The 18,034-nt window shown below is 62.7% G+C and carries 17 protein-coding genes and 1 pseudogene; 6 read left to right on the forward strand and 12 right to left on the reverse strand.

What is annotated here, in order from left to right; genetic code table 11:
- The first annotated feature begins 29 nt into the window (after positions 1–29).
- Positions 30–1,004, forward strand: coding sequence for a sugar ABC transporter substrate-binding protein (locus AC1RLZ_RS13035; RefSeq protein ID WP_493188966.1), 975 nt, complete (start codon positions 30–32; stop codon positions 1,002–1,004).
- Positions 1,005–1,049: 45 nt separating this feature from the next.
- Here the strand turns inward: AC1RLZ_RS13035 and AC1RLZ_RS13040 are convergent, their stop codons facing one another.
- The 6 genes from AC1RLZ_RS13040 to AC1RLZ_RS13065 are packed head-to-tail and all read right to left on the reverse strand — an operon-like array spanning position 1,050 to position 5,996.
- Positions 1,050–2,018: a Bug family tripartite tricarboxylate transporter substrate binding protein gene (locus AC1RLZ_RS13040; protein WP_371420619.1), complete on the reverse strand. Its 969-nt coding sequence runs from the start codon at positions 2,016–2,018 to the stop codon at positions 1,050–1,052.
- Positions 2,019–2,052: 34 nt separating this feature from the next.
- Entirely contained in the window at positions 2,053–2,403 is a 351-nt protein-coding gene (locus AC1RLZ_RS13045; RefSeq protein WP_371420618.1) for a cupin domain-containing protein, read from the reverse strand.
- Positions 2,404–2,407: 4 nt separating this feature from the next.
- Positions 2,408–3,427 (reverse strand): quinone oxidoreductase family protein, encoded by a 1,020-nt coding sequence (locus AC1RLZ_RS13050; RefSeq protein ID WP_493188967.1) that lies wholly within the window; start codon positions 3,425–3,427, stop codon positions 2,408–2,410.
- Between the two features lie 20 nt (positions 3,428–3,447).
- A complete protein-coding gene (locus AC1RLZ_RS13055; protein ID WP_493189133.1) occupies positions 3,448–4,332 on the reverse strand; it encodes a beta-keto acid cleavage family enzyme in 885 nt (294 codons plus the stop codon).
- A gap of 19 nt (positions 4,333–4,351) precedes the next feature.
- Positions 4,352–5,098, reverse strand: a complete 747-nt coding sequence (locus AC1RLZ_RS13060; RefSeq protein WP_493188968.1) for an SDR family NAD(P)-dependent oxidoreductase — start codon at positions 5,096–5,098, stop codon at positions 4,352–4,354.
- Positions 5,099–5,105: 7 nt separating this feature from the next.
- Positions 5,106–5,996: a dioxygenase family protein gene (locus AC1RLZ_RS13065; protein WP_493188969.1), complete on the reverse strand. Its 891-nt coding sequence runs from the start codon at positions 5,994–5,996 to the stop codon at positions 5,106–5,108.
- 119 nt (positions 5,997–6,115) lie between these two features.
- Between AC1RLZ_RS13065 and AC1RLZ_RS13070 the strand changes: the two genes are divergently transcribed.
- Positions 6,116–7,135: a LacI family DNA-binding transcriptional regulator gene (locus AC1RLZ_RS13070; protein WP_493188970.1), complete on the forward strand. Its 1,020-nt coding sequence runs from the start codon at positions 6,116–6,118 to the stop codon at positions 7,133–7,135.
- Positions 7,136–7,576: 441 nt separating this feature from the next.
- Here the strand turns inward: AC1RLZ_RS13070 and AC1RLZ_RS13075 are convergent, their stop codons facing one another.
- From AC1RLZ_RS13075 to AC1RLZ_RS13085, 3 genes are all read right to left on the reverse strand, one after another.
- Positions 7,577–7,756 (reverse strand): hypothetical protein, encoded by a 180-nt coding sequence (locus AC1RLZ_RS13075; RefSeq protein WP_493188971.1) that lies wholly within the window; start codon positions 7,754–7,756, stop codon positions 7,577–7,579.
- A gap of 450 nt (positions 7,757–8,206) precedes the next feature.
- Entirely contained in the window at positions 8,207–9,187 is a 981-nt protein-coding gene (locus AC1RLZ_RS13080) for an aldo/keto reductase (RefSeq protein ID WP_493188972.1), read from the reverse strand.
- A gap of 31 nt (positions 9,188–9,218) precedes the next feature.
- A complete protein-coding gene (locus tag AC1RLZ_RS13085) occupies positions 9,219–10,070 on the reverse strand; it encodes an SDR family NAD(P)-dependent oxidoreductase (protein ID WP_493188973.1) in 852 nt (283 codons plus the stop codon).
- A 157-nt stretch (positions 10,071–10,227) separates the two neighbouring features.
- Between AC1RLZ_RS13085 and AC1RLZ_RS13090 the strand changes: the two are divergent.
- Positions 10,228–10,376, forward strand: a pseudogene (locus AC1RLZ_RS13090) (aldehyde dehydrogenase family protein); the annotation flags it as partial.
- 95 nt (positions 10,377–10,471) lie between these two features.
- The gene (locus tag AC1RLZ_RS13095) at positions 10,472–11,965 is read left to right on the forward strand and encodes an aldehyde dehydrogenase family protein (protein ID WP_493188974.1); all 1,494 of its coding nucleotides are present in this window, start codon (positions 10,472–10,474) and stop codon (positions 11,963–11,965) included.
- A 69-nt stretch (positions 11,966–12,034) separates the two neighbouring features.
- Here AC1RLZ_RS13095 and AC1RLZ_RS13100 read toward each other — a convergent pair whose 3' ends face one another.
- The 3 genes from AC1RLZ_RS13100 to AC1RLZ_RS13110 form a co-directional block, all read right to left on the reverse strand.
- On the reverse strand, positions 12,035–13,552 hold the full coding sequence (locus tag AC1RLZ_RS13100; RefSeq protein WP_493188975.1) for an acyl-CoA synthetase: 1,518 nt from the start codon (positions 13,550–13,552) through the stop codon (positions 12,035–12,037).
- Between the two features lie 78 nt (positions 13,553–13,630).
- Positions 13,631–14,815: an ABC transporter substrate-binding protein gene (locus AC1RLZ_RS13105; protein WP_493189134.1), complete on the reverse strand. Its 1,185-nt coding sequence runs from the start codon at positions 14,813–14,815 to the stop codon at positions 13,631–13,633.
- A gap of 49 nt (positions 14,816–14,864) precedes the next feature.
- Positions 14,865–15,839: an NAD(P)H-dependent flavin oxidoreductase gene (locus AC1RLZ_RS13110; RefSeq protein ID WP_493188976.1), complete on the reverse strand. Its 975-nt coding sequence runs from the start codon at positions 15,837–15,839 to the stop codon at positions 14,865–14,867.
- 95 nt (positions 15,840–15,934) lie between these two features.
- On the opposite strand from AC1RLZ_RS13110, the gene AC1RLZ_RS13115 reads away from it, so the two are divergent.
- Both AC1RLZ_RS13115 and AC1RLZ_RS13120 read left to right on the forward strand, forming a co-directional pair.
- Positions 15,935–16,825 carry a LysR family transcriptional regulator gene (locus AC1RLZ_RS13115; protein WP_493188977.1) on the forward strand — a complete coding sequence of 297 codons (891 nt, stop codon included), beginning with the start codon at positions 15,935–15,937 and terminating at the stop codon, positions 16,823–16,825.
- Positions 16,826–17,059: 234 nt separating this feature from the next.
- Positions 17,060–18,034, forward strand: coding sequence for an NAD-dependent epimerase/dehydratase family protein (locus AC1RLZ_RS13120; RefSeq protein ID WP_493188978.1), 975 nt, complete (start codon positions 17,060–17,062; stop codon positions 18,032–18,034).

Raw genomic sequence — 18,034 nt, forward strand, 5'->3', positions numbered from 1 at the left:
TCTCGTCATTCACAACCAGAGGGGCCATCATGCGAACCACCAGATCTATCCGATGCGTTCTTGCCGCCGTCATTTGCGGCACCCTGTTCAATTCGGCCGCGCGCGCCGATGGCGAAACGATCGCAGCCTTCACGAAGAACCAGGTGGACCCGCATTTCGAGGGTGTGCGCGCCGGCGTCGCGCAGATGGCCGAGAAGATGCGCGCGACGGTCAAGTATTACACGCCGACCAAACCGAACAACATCACCGAGGGCATGTCGCAGCTCGAAGATGTCGGCGTGACCAAGCCCAATCTGATGCTGTTCATGCCGATCGACGCCAAGGCGCAACTGCCGACGATCAAGCGGCTGATCGAATCCGGCCTCCCGATCATCAACTACAACGACCGCGGCGGCGACGCCCCCTACCTCTCCTTCGTCGGCCAGGACGATTACAAGCTCGGCTACGACATCGCCAAGACCCTGTTCGACCATCTCGGCGGCAAGGGCAATGTGGTGATCCTCGAAGGCGTCAAGGGCTCGACCACGGGCGACGAGCGCAAGCGCGGCTTCGACGCCGCGGCCAAGGACTATCCGAACATCAAAATACTGGCCTCCCAGCCCACCAACTTCCAGCGCCTGCTCGGCATGCAGACGATGGAAAACCTGATCCAGCAGTTCAGCACCATCGACGGCGTGATCGCCGCTGCCGACGCGTCCGCGCTCGGCGCTATCGAGGCGCTCAATGCCGCCGGCCGCAAGAACGTGGCTGTGGTCTCGATCAACGGCGTGCCGGAGGCAGTTGAAGCCGTGAAGGCGGGCAGCCTGCTGGCGATCGCGGAGTTTGACGGCTTCAAGATCGGCTGCGTCGCCACCGCGGTGGGCCTCAATGCCATTCGCGGCCAGAGCGCGCCGAAGCAGGTCACGATTCCGGGTGCGATTATCACCAAGGCGAACTACGCGCCCTGGCTCGTCCCCTACAAGAACCGCACCTGCCCGACCCCCGACGCCTATATCGCGAAGTAACACCAGCAGGCCTGCAGACACGTCGCGTGCTGCAGGCCCGCCTTCTTACTTGGCCGCCCCGTCGGTCGACATCGCGACGAGCTTGCCATAACGCTCCGCATCGTTGCGAAGCTCCGTTTCGAAAGCTTCCGGCGTCGAGCTCGCGATATCGACGCCCTGTCCGGCGAATTGCTTGATCAGGGCCGGATCGCTGAGCGCCTCGGCGGCGTCGCGCGCGATCTGGTTGACGATCGGCTTGGGTACGGCGGCGGCGGCGAGCAGGCCGAACCAGCTATCATAGGTGAATTCGGGAAGCCCCGCCTCGGCGAAGGTCGGCACATCGGGCAGTTGCGCCATGCGGCTCTTGCCGGTCACTGCCAGTGCGCGCAGCTTGCCTGACTGGATGAGATCACCGCCGACGCCGAAATAGGTGAAGGCAACCGAGGTGTCGCCGCGCATGATGCTGATCTGGGATTCCGGCAGTCCGCGGTGCGGGATCAGCACCATTTTGGTCTGCGTGAGATTCCTGAACAGCTCGGCCGCGATGCCGGTGGCACTGCCGACCCCCGCCGAGCTGTAGCTCAGCGAATCCGGCTTGGCCTTCGCTGCGGCGATCAGTTCGACCAGCGTCTTGAACGGTGCATCCGGCGGGACGATCAGGATGGAGGGCGTCGATCCGACACGGCTGATCGCAGCGAAATCCTTGATCGGATCGAAGTTGAGGTTCTTGTTGACCACGCCGACCACGCTGTGGCCGTTTGAGGTCAGCATGATCTGCGAGCCGTCGGCCGGTCCCTTGGCGACGCTGCTGACGCCCGCGATGCCCGGCCTGTTCTCGACGATGACCTGCTGCTTCCATTTCGCGGTCAGCTTCTCGGCAACCGAACGGGCAAGGATGTCGGTGATGCTGCCACCCGAAAACGGCACGATAAGGCGTACCAGCTGGTTTGGATAAGTCTGCGCAACGGCTCTGCCGCCCATCAGCGCCGTAGTCGCGGCGAGGCCAGAGCCGATTAGGAATTGTCGGCGGTCCATTTGTTTCTCCCTGGAGTATTTGAGTGCCGGGCCTTCAGCCTCTTGCGGTGTTGGGCAGTGGCATTGCGAGCAACACCACCGCCGGTCGTTTCGTCTCGTTGCGCAGGGCGCGCGTCTCGTTCGGCGCGATGCGGCAGGAATCCCAGGTGCCCAGGGTGGCGATGCCATCCGGCGTCTCGAAGGTCACCTCGCCTTCGAGGACGACGTAGAACTTCTCCTCCGGCGAGGCCGAGGGCGTAATGCCGCCGCCTGGCAGGATCTGGCTCATGCCGAGCCACATCACATCGCCTGGCCCGGCGTCGCGGCCCTGCAGGCGGAACATCCGCATGTCATTGTGGCCGGGGGCTTCATAGCGCGGGGCATCGTTCAGGCGGACGACATGCATGGCTTCACCCGTTCGGCTGAAAAACAAGACGATCGCGCGAGGAGCCGAGCACGGCGACATAGGCCTCTGCAGCGCGCTCCAGCGGGTAGATCGCATCCGGCTTGATCGGAAACGGTTTCAACGCGCCGCTGGCGAAACCCGGCACCAGCTCACGCAGGATCTCGCCGGCTTCCGGCGATGACAGCGATAGCGAGTCGACACCGAAGAAGGTGTGCTTGCCGCGATAGAAGGCGAAGATGTCGAACGGCACGGTGGCCTTGGTGGAGGCGATGAAGATCTGGCGGCCGAGATGCGCGAGCGATTTGGTGCCGGCGTCGTAATAGGGTTCGCCCACGGTGTTGTAGACGATGTCCGCGCCCTTGCCGCCGGTGAGTTCGCGCACCGTCGCGGCGACGTCATTGCGGCTGGAATCGATGACGGTCACCTCGCCGTGGGCATAGCCGGCATAAAGCTCGTCCTTGCGGACGACGCCGATCACGCGGGCGCCCTGCCACGACGCGATCTGCGTCGCCGCCTGACCGACCTTGCCGTTCAGACCGAGGATCAACACCGTCTCGCCGGGCTTCGGCATACCGCTACGGCGAAAGCCTTCCTGCGCGGTGACAAAGGGCACGCCGATGCCGGCCGCCTCCGCGAGGCTGATGTTCGCCGGCTTCTCGACCAGCGCAGACGCTTCGACCACCAGATGCGTGGCATGGGTGCCGTCGCGGCCGATCCCGAGTTGACCGGACGAGCCGAACACCTCCTTGCCGATCAGCTCGGCCGGCCCATCGATCACGACGCCGGCAAAGTCGCGGCCGGGCGTGCGGGGAAAGACCGCATGCGGCATCAGACCGAGCGTCGCCTTGGCGTCCGACGGATTGATCGCGGCGGCCTTTATCTCGACCAGCGCATCGCCCGGCCCGGTGCAGGCGAGTGTGCGTTGCTCGATGCCGAGCGCCACACTCTCGATGCGATCAGCCTTGGCGGCAACCCGCAGGCACGTTGCGGTGACGCTGGAGGTAGTCTTGGCGGCAGCAGTCATTTCAATCCTCGAATGCAGTGTTATGCGGCGCCCGGCAAATCAAACAGCGTGCGCGCCTCGGCGGGCGTCGCGATCTGCGCACCGAGTTCCTCGATGATGCGGCGTGCCTTGTCCACCATCACAGCGTTCGACGGCGCCAACACGCCGCGGCCGAGCATCACCGCATCTTCCAGACCGGTGCGGGCATGACCGCCGGCGAGCACCGATTGTGCCACCATGGGAAATGTGGAGCGGCCAATGCCAATGGCCGTGAAATGCGCATCCTGCGGCAGCAGACCGCGCGCGTATAACACCGTTTCCGGCGACGGCTGGAAGCCGTATTTCACGCCCATCACGAAGGAGGTGAGCGCCGGGCCGCCGAGCGTACCGTCGGCGAGGAGATCGTGCAGCAGCGCGATATCGCCGGAATCGAACAGTTCGATCTCGGGTTTCACGCCGGCCGCACGGATGACTTTCGCCATGCGGCGCACATTGCCGGGCGTGTTGATCACCACCTGCCCGCCGGAATTCATGGTGTTGAGATCGAGCGTGCAGATATCGGGCTTCAGCGCCGTGATATGGGCGACGCGTTCTTCCGGATTCATCAGCGTGGTGCCGGCGGCGGCGACCTTGGGATCGTCCTGCGAGGGCACGAAGCGACCGCCGGGACCAGTCGTGATGTTCAGGATCAGGTTGCGATTGCGGGCGCGAATGCGCGCCACGACGTCCTGATAATATTCGAGCTTCATCGACGGCGCGCCGGTGCCGGACTCGCGCACATGGATATGCGCGACTGCCGCGCCGGCTTCCGCGGCACCGAGGCAGGCGTCGGCGATTTCTTCCGGCGTGATCGGCAGATGCGGTGTCTGGTCCGGCCGCGTCAGGTTGCCGGTAACGGCGCAGGTGATGACGATCTTGTCGAGCATCGGGCGCATCAGTCTCTCCTTACAACGCTCGGCCGCCGTCGACGACGATCAGCGAGCCGGTGGAATAGGTCAGGTGGGTGGCGCAGGCCGCGATCGCGCGGCCGACATCCTCGGCCGTCGCAACACGCTTGAGCGGGATGGTCCCCGCGACCTTTTCCAGTGCGGCCGCATCGCGGCCCGGCACGAAGTCTGTGGCCACGACGCCCGGCGACACTGCCATCACGCGTACCGCCGGCGCCAATGCCCGCGCGAGCGACTTGGTCATGGTATCGATGCCGGCCTTGATCGCCGCATAAGCTAGATTTGAGCCGACGCCATTCAGCCCCGCGATCGAGGAGACATTGACGATGAGCCCGTCGCCGCTCGCCTTGAGCAGCGGCGCGAAAGCACGGATGGCCGCGAACTGGCCGCGCCAGTTCACCTTGAACATGTCGTCGATGAACTCGTCGGTCAGCGCGTCGAGATCGCCGATCGGGATCGGCCTGGTGTAGCCCGCGGTGTTGACGAGAATATCGCAGCGACCGAACGCTCGCTCCACCTCGCCGGCAAGCGCCACCAGCGTTGCGCTATCTTCAACGATCGCGCGTCTGGCGAGATGGCCCGCGCCCGGAAGGCCGGCCAGCAATGCGTTGGCGGCTGCTTCTCCGGAGCGCCAGGTGACGACGACACGGGCGCCTTCAGCGGCCAAGGCTTGCGCGGCCGCGGCGCCAATGCCGCCCGAACCGCCGATCACCACGGCTACCTTGTTTGCGAGAATATCCGGCATCGACAGCTCACTTGATGGGAGGTTGCGGAAGCACGGCTTCGCCGGGCTCCATCACGAAAGTGTAGGAGAGGCTGAACCATTCACCGGAGACATCCGGAGCGGGCGGCGCGCCCTCGCCCTTGCGGAAATCGCCGATCAGCGCACGCGTCACGCCGAATACGACGTCGCTCTCAAGATGCTCGTCATCATCGACGAAGATCTGCGTGATCAGCGTTTTGAAACCCGGCTTGAAGGCAAGCACATGCAGATGCGCCGGCCGGAACGGGTGCCGGCGCTGCGCGGCCAGCATCTCCCCGGTCGGACCGTGAGTCGGCACCGGATAACCAGCAGGCTTGACCGAGCGGAAGGCGAAGCGGCCGTTCGCATCGGTCTCGAACACGCCGCGCAGATTCATGTCGGCCTGACCCGCGTCCTGGTTTTCGTACATTCCGGATGGCGACGCCTGCCAGACATCAACGCGGACATCCGAGAGCGGCGCTCCCTGCGCATCGGTGATGCGGCAATCGACGAAAAGCGGCGCACCGGGCGTTGGCGACCGCAAGATCGAGGCACCGTTTTCCACCCGCGGAGCATTCGCCCGCCAGAACGGTCCGAGCAACGCGGCCGCAGTCTCGCTGGCGCCATCCTGGCCATTGTTCAACAGGCAGACCAAGGTCGAAAGCCCGACTGCGTCGCTGAAGAGCACGCCCTCATTGTGGGTGTCGTTCGTCGCCTGGCCGATGCGATTCAAAAAATCGATCGCGAATTCGAACTCCGCCTCCGTCAGCCGGACCTCGCGCGCAAAGTCGTGCAAGTGGCGAACGAAGGCGGTCATCACGGTGCGCTGCCGCTCATTGGGCGCACCGCCCATCGCGTTGAGCACCACCTGGGTAACGTCTTCCTGGCGGGTAATGATCATCGCCACTCCCTCAATATTTTGCGTTGGCGCCAGCCAAAGGCTTGCGCAATCGATTGCACAGGTAGCGCAATCGATTGCGCACGTCAACAACAACGCGTAATTTGAGGGTCATGGCCGGAATGACGACAATCAAGGATGTTGCGCGCGAGGTGGGAGTGCATCCGTCTACCGTATCGCGCGCGCTCGACCCTGCCCGCCGCGGGCGCATCGGCGACGCCGTGGTGCGCCGCATTCTGGAAGCCGCGGAGCGACTGGGTTACCGCCCGGATACGGTCGCTGCGAGCCTGCGCAGCGGCCGGTCGAACATGGTCGGCATCATCGTCCCGGACATCGCGAATCCTGTCTTCTCGCCAATCATCAGCGGCCTTGAAAGCGTGTTATCGGCGCGCGGCTACGCGCTGATCGTTGCGGATCCACAGCCACGGCGGTCGGGCGACGAGGACATCGTTCAACGGCTCGTCGCTCGCCGCGTGGATGGCCTCGTGCTGGCAAATGTCGCCCTCAAGGACGACGCGGTCGAGCGTTGTCTGAGTTGGAAAGTCCCTGTCGTGCTCGTCAATCGCGCGGAAGCGCAAGCGCGTGTGCCTTCGGTGGTCTCGGACGACGTCGCCGGCATGCGGCTCGCAGTCGCTCATCTTGTCCAACTTGGACATCACAGCATTCTTCATCTCGCAGGGCCGCAAACGCTATCGACCGGCTCGCTCCGGCGCCACGGTTTCATGGACGCGATGAGAGCGACGGGCTTTGCACCGACCGAGGACGATATCGAAGAAGCCGAAGCATTCACCCGCGACGCCGGAAAGGCTGCCGCACTCAGACTGCTCGCGCGGCGCCCCGAGGCCACAGCCATCGTCGCGGCAAACGATCTTCTGGCACTGGGCGTCTACGAGGCTCTGCGCGACATGGGTAAGCGATGTCCGGAAGACGTGTCGGTGATCGGCCACAACGACATGCCGCTGGTAGATTTGGTGGACCCGCCGCTATCCACTATCCGCATCAGCCACCGTGAGATGGGAGAACAGACCGGCGAGCTCCTGCTCGACCTGATCGAGGGCGTCCGCGGCGATGCGCGTCACGTGGTCACGGCTCCCTTGCTCGTCGCGCGTCGCTCGACTCGACCGCCGCCAGTTTTGCGATAGCCGCGGCGGCGGGTTCAACCGATCACGGGGAGCCTGTCGCTATCCAGGGCACGGCGGCTACAATGATCGTTCCGATCAACAGCGCCAGGAAGTAGGCGCTGCATTGATCTCAGTTAACCGAGACCGATCGTCGGCCACGAGAGCCGCGCCAGCTCGAAGGCGCATGGGGCAACGCTGCGTATGACGAAGAGCGCTTGATCGCCGCGGCGCCATGCAGCGCACGGTTCTTCAACGCAAGCATCCATGCGATCAGGCCCGACGCATTCCTGCACTGTGCCGCCGACCCCGACGGTGGGATCAGCGATGTCGTTCTCAATCCAAATTGCCTGGGCATTCAAACCTCCGTCCGGGAATCACAGGCTACGCCGAGGGGCGCTCCGAATTCCAGCCGAGGTTGAATTTATGCACCACAGTTGGGTGCATTCACTTGCGCTAGGTCAATCAGTGCAGAACGGCATGCACCATCTGCTCGTCCAATGGACGCGCGGCTATCTGCGCACGCAGCTCGGCCAGTTCGGTTTCGAGCTGCTGGTTGACGAGGATGAGCGCAGCAATGGTACCGCGGGTGTCGCCATGGCAGGCGGCGATGAGGTCATCGACTTCCGCGTCTAGCTTGGTCATTGAAAAAATCTCCTGCCACGCTTTCGGTTGCCTTCAAATATCGGCCAGGCGTTGCATCAATATTAAACGATACCGGAGTCCTCGGCTTCATCCTGAACGTGCATGAATACCGGTTAAGGTCGCCTTTCCGGGCTCCGAGAATCCACATGCGACTTTCTGCAATCGCCCGGCCACACGCTCAATCGCTGCGCTGCAACCGTCCATTGATCGCGAAATCACCGGTGTCTGACACCATGGACCGCCAAGGCGGCTATGGCCGCCATCCGCGGCGACATATCATCCACCGCGCCGGCGAGTTACTGGCCAAGAACTTCCGGACTTGGTTACCATCGAAGTCAAGCAGATCGGCCGCGCCCGCCGCGAGATGACCGCGCAGCTCGGCCGGCTGCTGCAGCTGACCTAAATACAAAGCCTCTGCGCACCGTATCGGTACGCAGAGGCTTTGTTGTCCTAGCCGAAACCTGCCACGGCATGCGGCACGTATGGCGCCTCAAGCGCAGCGATCTCCTCGCCCGATAGCTTGAGCGAAAGCGCAGCCACCGCATCGGTCAGATGCGCCGGCTTCGAGGCACCGATGATCGGCGACGTGATCCCTTTCTTCTGCAGCAGCCAAGCCATCGCGACCTGCGCCTGCGGCACGCTGCGCGCCTTGGCGACCGCAGCCACCTGCTCGACGATCTTGCGGTCCGACTCCTCGGACTGCACATAGAGCGTCTTCCCGAATTCATCGGTCTGCTGGCGCTCGCTGGTCTGATCCCAGGCGCGCGTCAGGCGGCCACGCGCCAGCGGGCTCCACGGCATCACCGCAATCTTCTGATCCGCGCAGAGCGGCAGCATCTCGCGCTCTTCCTCGCGGTTCAGCAGATTGACATGGTTCTGCATGCTGACGAATTCGGTCCAACCATTGAGGCGCGACGTATAGAGCGCCTTGGAGAACTGCCAGGCATACATGCTGGACGCGCCGATATAGCGGACCTTGCCGGCTTTCACGACGTCATGTAGCGCCTCCAGCGTCTCCTCGATGGGCGTGTTCTTGTCGAGACGATGGATCTGATAGAGATCGATATAGTCGGTGCCGAGACGGCGCAGGCTGTGATCGACCTCGGTCATGATCGCCTTGCGCGACAGGCCCATGCCGTTCGGACCCTTGCGCATGCGGTTATAGACCTTGGTCGCCAGCACCACGTCGTCGCGCTTGGTAAAATCCTTCAGCGCGCGGCCGACGATTTCCTCCGACGTGCCATCCGAATAGACATTCGCCGTATCGAAAAAATTGATGCCGAGCTCGATCGCCTGCTTGATCAGCGGCCGGCTCTTCTCCTCATCCAGCGTCCACGCATGCGCGCCGCGATCGGAGATGCCATAGGTCATGCAACCCAGACACAGACGCGAGACATCCAGACCGGTGTTTCCAAACTTGACGTAGTCCACGGCGCTTCTCCCTTGTTGTTCTATTTGGTTTCTATTTGCGTTTGACGAAGTCTGCGAAGGCATCGGCATAGTCGGGATGCCAGCGCGACAGCGCCGGCCTGTTCTCGACGACATCGCCGATCGCCCACAACATGCGGCGTTCATCGAGCGCCCGCGGCACGTCGTTGTCCGGGCAGAGGATGTAGAAGTCGCCGGCTTCAAGCCGTTGCATCATGAAGTCTACCGTTTGCTCGGCTGTCCACGCCGCATCCGGCTTCTCGGTGCGGCCACCGGCCGCGAGCGGCGTAAAGACGAAGCCCGGGATCAACAGATGCGCAGAGATCTGGCACCCCCCGGTATTGCGCAGCTCATGCGCCAGCGCTTCCGTATAGGCCTTCACGCCGGCCTTCGAGACATTGTAGGCGGGATTGCCGGGCGGCGTGGTGATGCCCTGCTTGGAGCCGGTATTGACGATCAGGCCCGGACGCTTCCGCGCGATCATGTCCGCAACGAAGGCCTGACAGCCATTGACGATGCCCCAGAGATTGACGCCGAGCAGCCGCTCCCAATTATCGCGTGGGCCGAGCGCCGAAGTCGGCACTTGAATGCCGGCATTGTTCATCAGCACATCGCAGCCACCGAAGCGCGCCTGCACATCGGCGGCGAGCCTCATCATCGCGCTGACGTCACTGACATCGACCGCGGCCGTCATCACATCGTCACGTCCGCCGCGCGCCACGCTGGCGATCTTGCCGGCCGCGTCCCTCAGGCGATCCTCGCCGAGATCGACAATGCAAATACGCAGGCCCAGCCGCGCAAACGCCGTTGCTGCGGCAAGGCCGATGCCCGACGCACCTCCCGTGATGACGGCAACGGAACCGGGGGACAGAGCGGCGTGGGACATATCGTTCTCCAGATCGAGGCAACTCCAGGCAACTGCGTATAACATCAACGCGCGTGATCGCATCTCACAACAGCGCTAACGCATGGACCGGCGTCCGTCCGCGCATGGCCCAAGACTTCTTGCCGTCAAACACCTCATTGATGGTCTTGATCGCACCGGTGTCGGACGCGGCATAGCCGGTAATTTCACCAGCGCGTCGCGGGGGGAAAATCGGCCAATGTGACCTTCGACGACGCCGATCCGGATTCCGCCACCAAGGCCGCTGCCTCCGGCATCTTCTTCAATTCCGGGCAAGTCTCCCATGCGTGGCGATGGGTTCCCCGCCTTTACCCGTTTCGCGAAAACGATATATTCCGCGCGCTACAACGACACTTCAATCAAACGTCCGGGAGGATCACATTATGGGCTTGATGCAGCCAATCTCTGCCACCGCGCACCCCTACGCGAACGGCTCCTACAAGCGGATGCTGATCGACGGCAAATGGCAGGACGCCCAGTCCGGCAAGAAATTCGAAACGCATAATCCGGCCACCGGCGAACTGCTCGCCACTGTCGCCGAAGGCGACGCCAGGGATATCGACCTCGCGGTCGCCGCCGCCCGCCGGGCCTTCGAAGGCCCGTGGAGCAAGGCCAAGCCTTATGAGCGCCAGGCGCTGCTGCTGAAATTCGCTGAGCTCGTCGAGAAGAATTTCGACGAACTCGCTTTGCTCGATACGCTCGATATGGGCGCGCCGGTCATGCGCACCTTCGCAGGAAAGCAACGCATCCTCGGCATGCTGCGCTTCTATGCCGGCCAGGCCACGCTGATCTACGGCGAGACCATCGAGAATTCGCTACCGGGCGAGATCTTCTCCTACACGCTGAAGGAGCCCGTCGGCGTCGTCGGCGCGATCATTCCGTGGAACAGCCCGCTCAGCGCAAGCATCTGGAAGATCGGTCCCGCCATCGCGACCGGCTGCACCATCGTGCTGAAACCTGCGGAAGAAGCACCGCTGACCTCGCTGCGCCTCGGAGAGCTGGCATTGGAAGCCGGCTTCCCGGCTGGCGTCATCAACGTCGTGCCGGGCTATGGCGAAACCGCCGGCGCCGCGCTGGCGTCGCATATGGACGTCAACAAGGTCGCCTTCACCGGTTCCCACTTCACGGGCCAGTCGATCATCCGCGCCTCGGCCGGCAACCTCAAGCGCGTGTCACTTGAGCTCGGCGGCAAGTCGCCGAACATCGTTTTTTCGGATGCCGACCTCGATGCCGCGGTTCCCGGCGCAGCCATGGCGGTGTTCGCGAATTCCGGGCAGATCTGCAGCGCCGGTACGCGTCTGTTCGTCGAGAAGAAAATCTATGACGAATTCGTCGGCCGCGTCGCCGAATTCGCCAAGAAGCTGAAGGTCGGTAATGGCGCCAATCCCGACACCCAGCTCGGACCATTGGTCTCCAAGGAACAGCTCGATCGCGTCACCGGCTACCTCACCACCGGAAGCGGTGAAGGCGCCAAGGCGCTTTCCGGCGGTGGCCGCCTGATGGACGGCGAACTGTCGAAGGGCTTCTTCGTGCAGCCGACCGTGTTCGCCAACGTTCAGGACACCATGAAGATCGCGCAGGAAGAGATCTTCGGGCCTGTGATCTCCGCGATCTCCTTCACCGATATGGACGAACTGGTGCAGCGCGCCAACAACACGACCTTCGGTCTCGGCAGCGGCGTCTGGACCAGGGATGTCAGCAAGGCGCATCGCCTCGCCAAGGCCCTGCAGGCCGGCTCGGTCTGGATCAATTGCTATCAGGCGATGGATCCCGCGGTGCCGTTCGGCGGCTACAAGATGAGCGGCTACGGACGCGAGTCCGGCGTCCAACACATCGACGAATATCTCAACATTAAGGCGGTCTGGATCAACACCTGATCGCGACGCGCCAAAACACGAAGGCGCGGGGTGAGGAGCCCCGCGCCTTTTTGTATCTCTTAACCCGCCTCAGGCCGCTGCGGCGGCTCCATACAGATCCCGCAGCTTGCGCTTGAAGATCTTGCCTGTCGATTCACGGGGCAGCGCGTCGTGGAAATGGATTTCCTTCGGCACCTTGAAGTTCGCCAACCGCTGCTTGAGATAGGCCTGGATATCCGCCGGCGAAATCTGCGCACCATCCTCGAGCTCGACGCAGCCTATCAGCCGTTCACCGAACTCGTCGTCGGGCACCCCAAACACCGCGCAATCGCGCACGCCGTCCATGCCGATCAGCGTGTTCTCGATCTCGGCGGGATAGATGTTGACGCCGCCGGAGATCACCATGTCGCGCTTGCGATCGCACATGAAGAGATAGCCGTCCTCGTCGAGATAGCCCACGTCGCCGACGCTGATGAGGCCGTCGCGCCCGGCTTCGGCCCGCGCGTCCGGGCGGCCCTGATAATCGAAATCCGGCACCGATGTCTGCCGCATGAAGATTTCGCCGGGCACGTTGACCGGACATTCCTTGCCATCCGCATCGAAGATCTTCACGACACCGCCTTCAATGGCGCGGCCGACGGTGCCGGGCTTCCTCAGCGCCTCCTCCGAGGAATGCCAGATCGGCACGCCGGTCTCGGTCGAGCCGAGATATTCGTTGATCACCGGTCCCCACCACTTGATCATTGCCTGCTTGACATGGATCGGGCATGGCGCCGCGCCGTGGATGATGAAGCGCAGTGACGACAGGTCATAGCGTGCCTTCACCTCGTCAGGCAGCCGCAGCAGCCGCACGAACATGGTCGGCACCATATGCATATTGGTGATGCGATGCTTCTCGGTCAGTTGCAGCAAGTCCTCGGGATCGAAACGCGGTTCGAGGACAATCGTGCTGCCATGCCGGAACGCCATCAGTCCGTACGAACTCGGCGCCGAATGATACATCGGCCCATTCATCAGGATGATCTGGTTCTCGTTCGGCTTTAGCCCATAGGTGATACCGCCGACGCGCTCGGATGCCGCCGCCTGTTCGGGCGTCATCGGCGCACGCGTCACGCCCTTCGGGCGGCCGGTGGTGCCCGACGTGTAGAACATGGTCAGCGCGCGTTTTGGCGGATTATCCATCGGCGCATGCTGCTCGCGCCACGTGTCGAAATCCGTGCAATCGGCGGGTGGTTCAGTCGCCGCATCGGGAACACCATAGGCGGCCGCGATTTCCGGCGGCGTGCGGACGATCAGAATCGGAAATCCTTCGGGTAAGCTCTCGGCGATCTGCGGCAACAGGTCGGCGTGACAGACGAGCAGCTTTGCACCGCTGTCGGCGAGAATATAGCTGACCTCCTCGCCCTTCAGATGCCAATTGATCGGGACGACGCGCGCGCCCAGCGCACCGGCGCCGAACGCCGTCTCGAACAGCGCGAAATCGTTGCGCAACATCATGCCGACCGGCGCACCGGCGCCCGCACCGAGGAGCTTGAACCCGGTCGCCACTTTGGCAATGCGCTGCATGATATCCGGATAGCTGATGGTCCGGTCGCCACTGACGATCATGATGGTGTTCCGATAAAGAAGGACATGGATGGCGGATAGCGCCGCCAGATTATACCCGGCGGCGCATCAAGCACAGGGCTATTGATCGTCGAGAACCTTGCCGAATCCGACCCAGCTCTTGCCGTCAAAACGACGTAGCAACAGTTGCTGGAACGGCAGGTAATCATCGGGGCCGGTCGTCACCGTAATGCCCGGCAGCAACAGTGGCAGTTCAACGTCTTTGATCGAAGCCGCCTGGCGCTTGATGTTCTCGCTGCTGAAGTCGTCCTTGCAGGCCCTGAGAACAGTCGCCAGCAGCGTGGCATAGTGATAACCGGCAGAGTAGTTGGAATTGTTGAGATCTGCACTGGGCATATACTGCTTCATGAACGCAAAGAACTCCTTCACGCCGGGATCATTGGCCCACTGAACGTCGTTGACATCTTTCTGGTTGCTGGACGAAATCATGCCGACGGCATTCTCAAGTCCGGCCGGCGCCAGAAACGAGATCGACGCCGCTGACGTGGGCAGGAATGTCAAATCCGGTTTCCAGCCCAGTTCCGCAACTCCCTTGATCAGCTGCGACGTGAACTTCCCGAGCACCACACCGAACAGCACGTTGGCGTTGGACGCCTTCAGGGTCGCAAGCTGCGAACTGATGGTCGGCGCGCTGGTTTCATAGCTTGCTTCGGAAACGATCATCGTTGCGGCCTTGGCGCCGAGCCCGCGCTTGAAGCCGTTGACGTAGTCGCGGCCGAAATCATCGTTCTGCGCCAGGATGGCAATCTTTGCATCAGGCTTTGTTTGCAGAATATATTTGGCGTAGATCACGCCCTCGGATTCGTAAGCCGCCATACCGGGCATCGTGTAGGGAAAGTTTTTCGGATCGGCCCATTTGGTTGCGCCTGATAGCACGAAGAGCTGCGGAATTTTCTTGCCGTTGAGATACCTATGCACGGCGTTGTTGGTCGCGGTTCCGAGCGAGCCGAACATGACCTGCACCTCGTCCTGTTCGACCAGCTTACGCGTATGTTCGACGGTCTTCGGCGGTGAATAGACGTCATCGAGGCTGATGAACTTGATTTTGCGGCCGTTGATGCCGCCTTCCGCATTGATCTTGGCGAAATAGGCCTCCTGGGTGCGACCGATCGCACCAAAGCCTGACAGCGGACCGCTATAGGGCAGCGTCTGCCCTATTCTAATTTCTTCCTTGGTGTCGGCCGTCGCCTGCGTTGGCCCATTCACGCAGACGGCAAAGGCGAACAGCCCAAGCGTCCTCAACATGACTGAAGTCACGATCGTCTTCTCCCTATTTTTCTTGATCGGGCCGCGCTTATGCGCGCGCCCGTCTCGCAAAGTCTCCGGTCGCCTCGGCATATTCGCGCTTCAGGCGATCGACGAGTTCGGCTACCGGCGGCGCATCGGTAATCTGCCCGATGCCCTGGCCGCAGCCCCAGATGTCCTTCCAGGCCTTGACCTTCATGTTGCCGCCCGAGCCGAAGTTCATCTTGGTCTTGTCGGCCACCGGGAGATTGTCGGGATCGAGACCGGCCGCAGCGATGGACGGGCCGAGATAGTTGCCATGAATGCCGGTGAACAGGTTGGTGTAGACCGTGTCATGTGCAGCGAATTCGGTCAGCGCCTTCTTGTAGGCCGGGTCGGCATTGGCTTCTTCGGTCGCAATGAAGCGCGTGCCCATGTAGGCAAGGTCCGCGCCGAGCGCCAGCGCCGATGCGATTCCATAGCCATCGGATATCGCGCCCGATACCAGCACCGTGCCCTTGAACCACTGCTTCACTTCGCGCACCAGCGCGAAGGGCGATAACGTGCCGGCATGGCCACCCGCACCGGCGCATACCAGAATCAGGCCATCGACGCCCTGCTCGGCCGCCTTGCGCGCGTGCTTGACGTTGATGACGTCGTGAAACACCACGCCGCCATAGGAATGAGCGGCCTCGACGATCTCCGAAGGCGGACGCAATGAGGTGATGATGATCGGAACCTTGTGCTTCACACAGGTCTCCATGTCCTTCATCAGCCGATCGTTGGAGGCGTGACAGATCTGGTTGACTGCATAGGGCGCAACCTTCTTGCCGGGATTCTTCGCCTTGTAGTCCGCGAGTTCATCCTCGATACGCGTCAGCCACTGATCGAGCATCTCGACGGGCCGCGCATTGAGAGCCGGAAACGAGCCGACGATGCCGGCCTTGCATTGTGCGATGACCAGTTCGGGGCCGGAGACGATGAACAGCGGGGAGCCGAGCACGGGCAGCTCGAGGGTGCCATCGAGGGCTTTGGGGAGCGACATGGGCGTTTCCTTATATTTTTATACCCGAACTATAGGGGTTGACCGGGTGCGCGTGTTGTTCGATTTTGAACAATCGACCTTCCGGATTTGATCACATGGACTGGGACCTCTGCCGCACCTTCAATGCCGTCGTCGACGCCGGGAGCTATCTCGGCGCGTCCAGGCAATTGCGCACCAGCCACCCGACCGTCAGCCGCGAAATTGCGGCTCTGGAGAAGCAGCTCGGCACCAAGCTGTTCGTGCGCTCCGACGAAGGGTTGGTGCTGACGGCGCGCGGCCGGCGGTTTCATGAAAACACAAGGGCGATGGCAGAGGCTGCGCTAAAAGCCGAGGCGGTTGCAGGCGCTTCGGGCCAGAGCGCACGCGGCGTGGTCAAGGTATCGATCGGGCCAACGCTGGCGAATTTCTGGCTGATGCCGCATATCGGCGCGTTCATCCGCCAGCATCCCCATGTCGAGATCCAGCTGGTGACCCACCCGTTCCCGGTCAGCGTGCGCAAGCGCGAAGCCGATATCGTGCTGCGCCTCTATCAGACCGGCGATGAAAATCTCACGGGACGGAAAATTGCGCGGCTGGGGGTTGGCTTCTACGCCTCGCGCGACTATGCGGCGCGACGCCCACTGCCCGAGCAGCGCGCGGCCTGGAAAGACCACACGGTCATCGGCTTTGCCGACAAATCCACGAATTCCGAGCTCGGGCGCTGGAGTGACCATATCACCAAGGACGCCACCGTCGCCATCCGCTGCTCCTCGCAAGCCGACATGCTCGCGGCGGTCCGCGCCGGCATCGGCATTTGCGTATTGTCATGCATTGTCGGCGACGCCCATCCGGATCTGGTTCGCGTCGCACCGCAGAAACTCACCAGCCTCTCAGACATCTGGCTGCTGGCCCATCCGGACCTCGTCGATCAGCCGCCGGTGCGCGCGGTGCTGGAATTCATCACCGCCTGCGCGCGCGACGATCGTGCGCTGCTACGCGGCCGTTGATACGGCCCTTGCCGGGATAGGGCCGGATGACGATCCCGAAAGCGGCCATCACCGAAAATTCTCCGGTGAGTGACATCAGCCACAAGATGCGACAAGCTTAAGGCGTGTCAAATTGCTGCTCGCGTCCGACTGCCACTCAACTGTGCGCCACACGCCTGCAAAACGTGCTTGGGGCAGGAAGCGTGATGGTCCAAAGAGGGGCGAAGGACCGCGACGCGGTTCATAGGCTGATCGATGAAGATTCTCGTTTTTGGCGGCACCGGCTTTGTCGGGCTGAATATCGCGGAAGCCCTGCTCAAGCACGGCCACACAGTCGCTCTGTTCGACCGCGCAGGGCTGCCACCGGCGGCGCAGCGGGCCTTCGCTGATCACGGCGACAGGCTTTCGGTGATCATCGGCGATGTGCTCGACCGAACACTGATCGACGGCGTCATCACGACCGGCTTCGATGCCGTTGTTCTCGGCGCAGCGATCACCGCAGGCACAGAGCGCGATGCCGCCGATCCCGAGAGCATCCTGCAGGTTAATCTGATGGCGCAGACGCCGATCTTGATCGCCGCGCGGCGCCATGGCGTCAAACGCGTGATCAACCTGTCATCCGCCGGTGCATACGGCGCCTCCGCGTTCAAATATCCTGTTCTCGACGAAGAACTGCCCTGCGATCCCGTCTCGCTCTACGCCATCACCAAATTCGCATCAGAAAAGGTCGCTGCGCGCCTCGCCGCACTCTGGCAGACCGATTTCATCAGCGTGCGGCTGAGCGCCGTGTTCGGACCGTGGGAGCGCGCAACGGGCGTGCGCGATACGCTCAGCCCGCTGATGCAGATTTTTACGGCGCACGCCAATCAAAGCGCCGCCGTTCTGGTCCGTTCCGGCGTGCGGGACTGGATCTATGCGCCCGATATCGCCGATGCCGTAACTCTGCTGATCGAGGCACCGCGAACCCAGCATCGCCTCTACAACATCTCGACGAGTTCGCCGTGGTCGGCGCTCGAATGGGGCCAGCAGTTGGCAGAGCACCATCCGGATTTTGTTTGCCGTCTGGCCGGCATCGGCGAAACCCCGACCATCGATCTGCACAGCGACAGCGACCGCGCGCCGCTCTCGGTCGCGCGGCTGGAACAGGAATTCGGATGGCGCGCCAAATTCGGCTGCGCCGACTCAGCCGCGGATCTGATCGACTGGTCAGCACGGCATAGTGAGGGATGA

The organism is Tardiphaga sp. GW822-FHT04G09 (assembly GCF_058800725.1).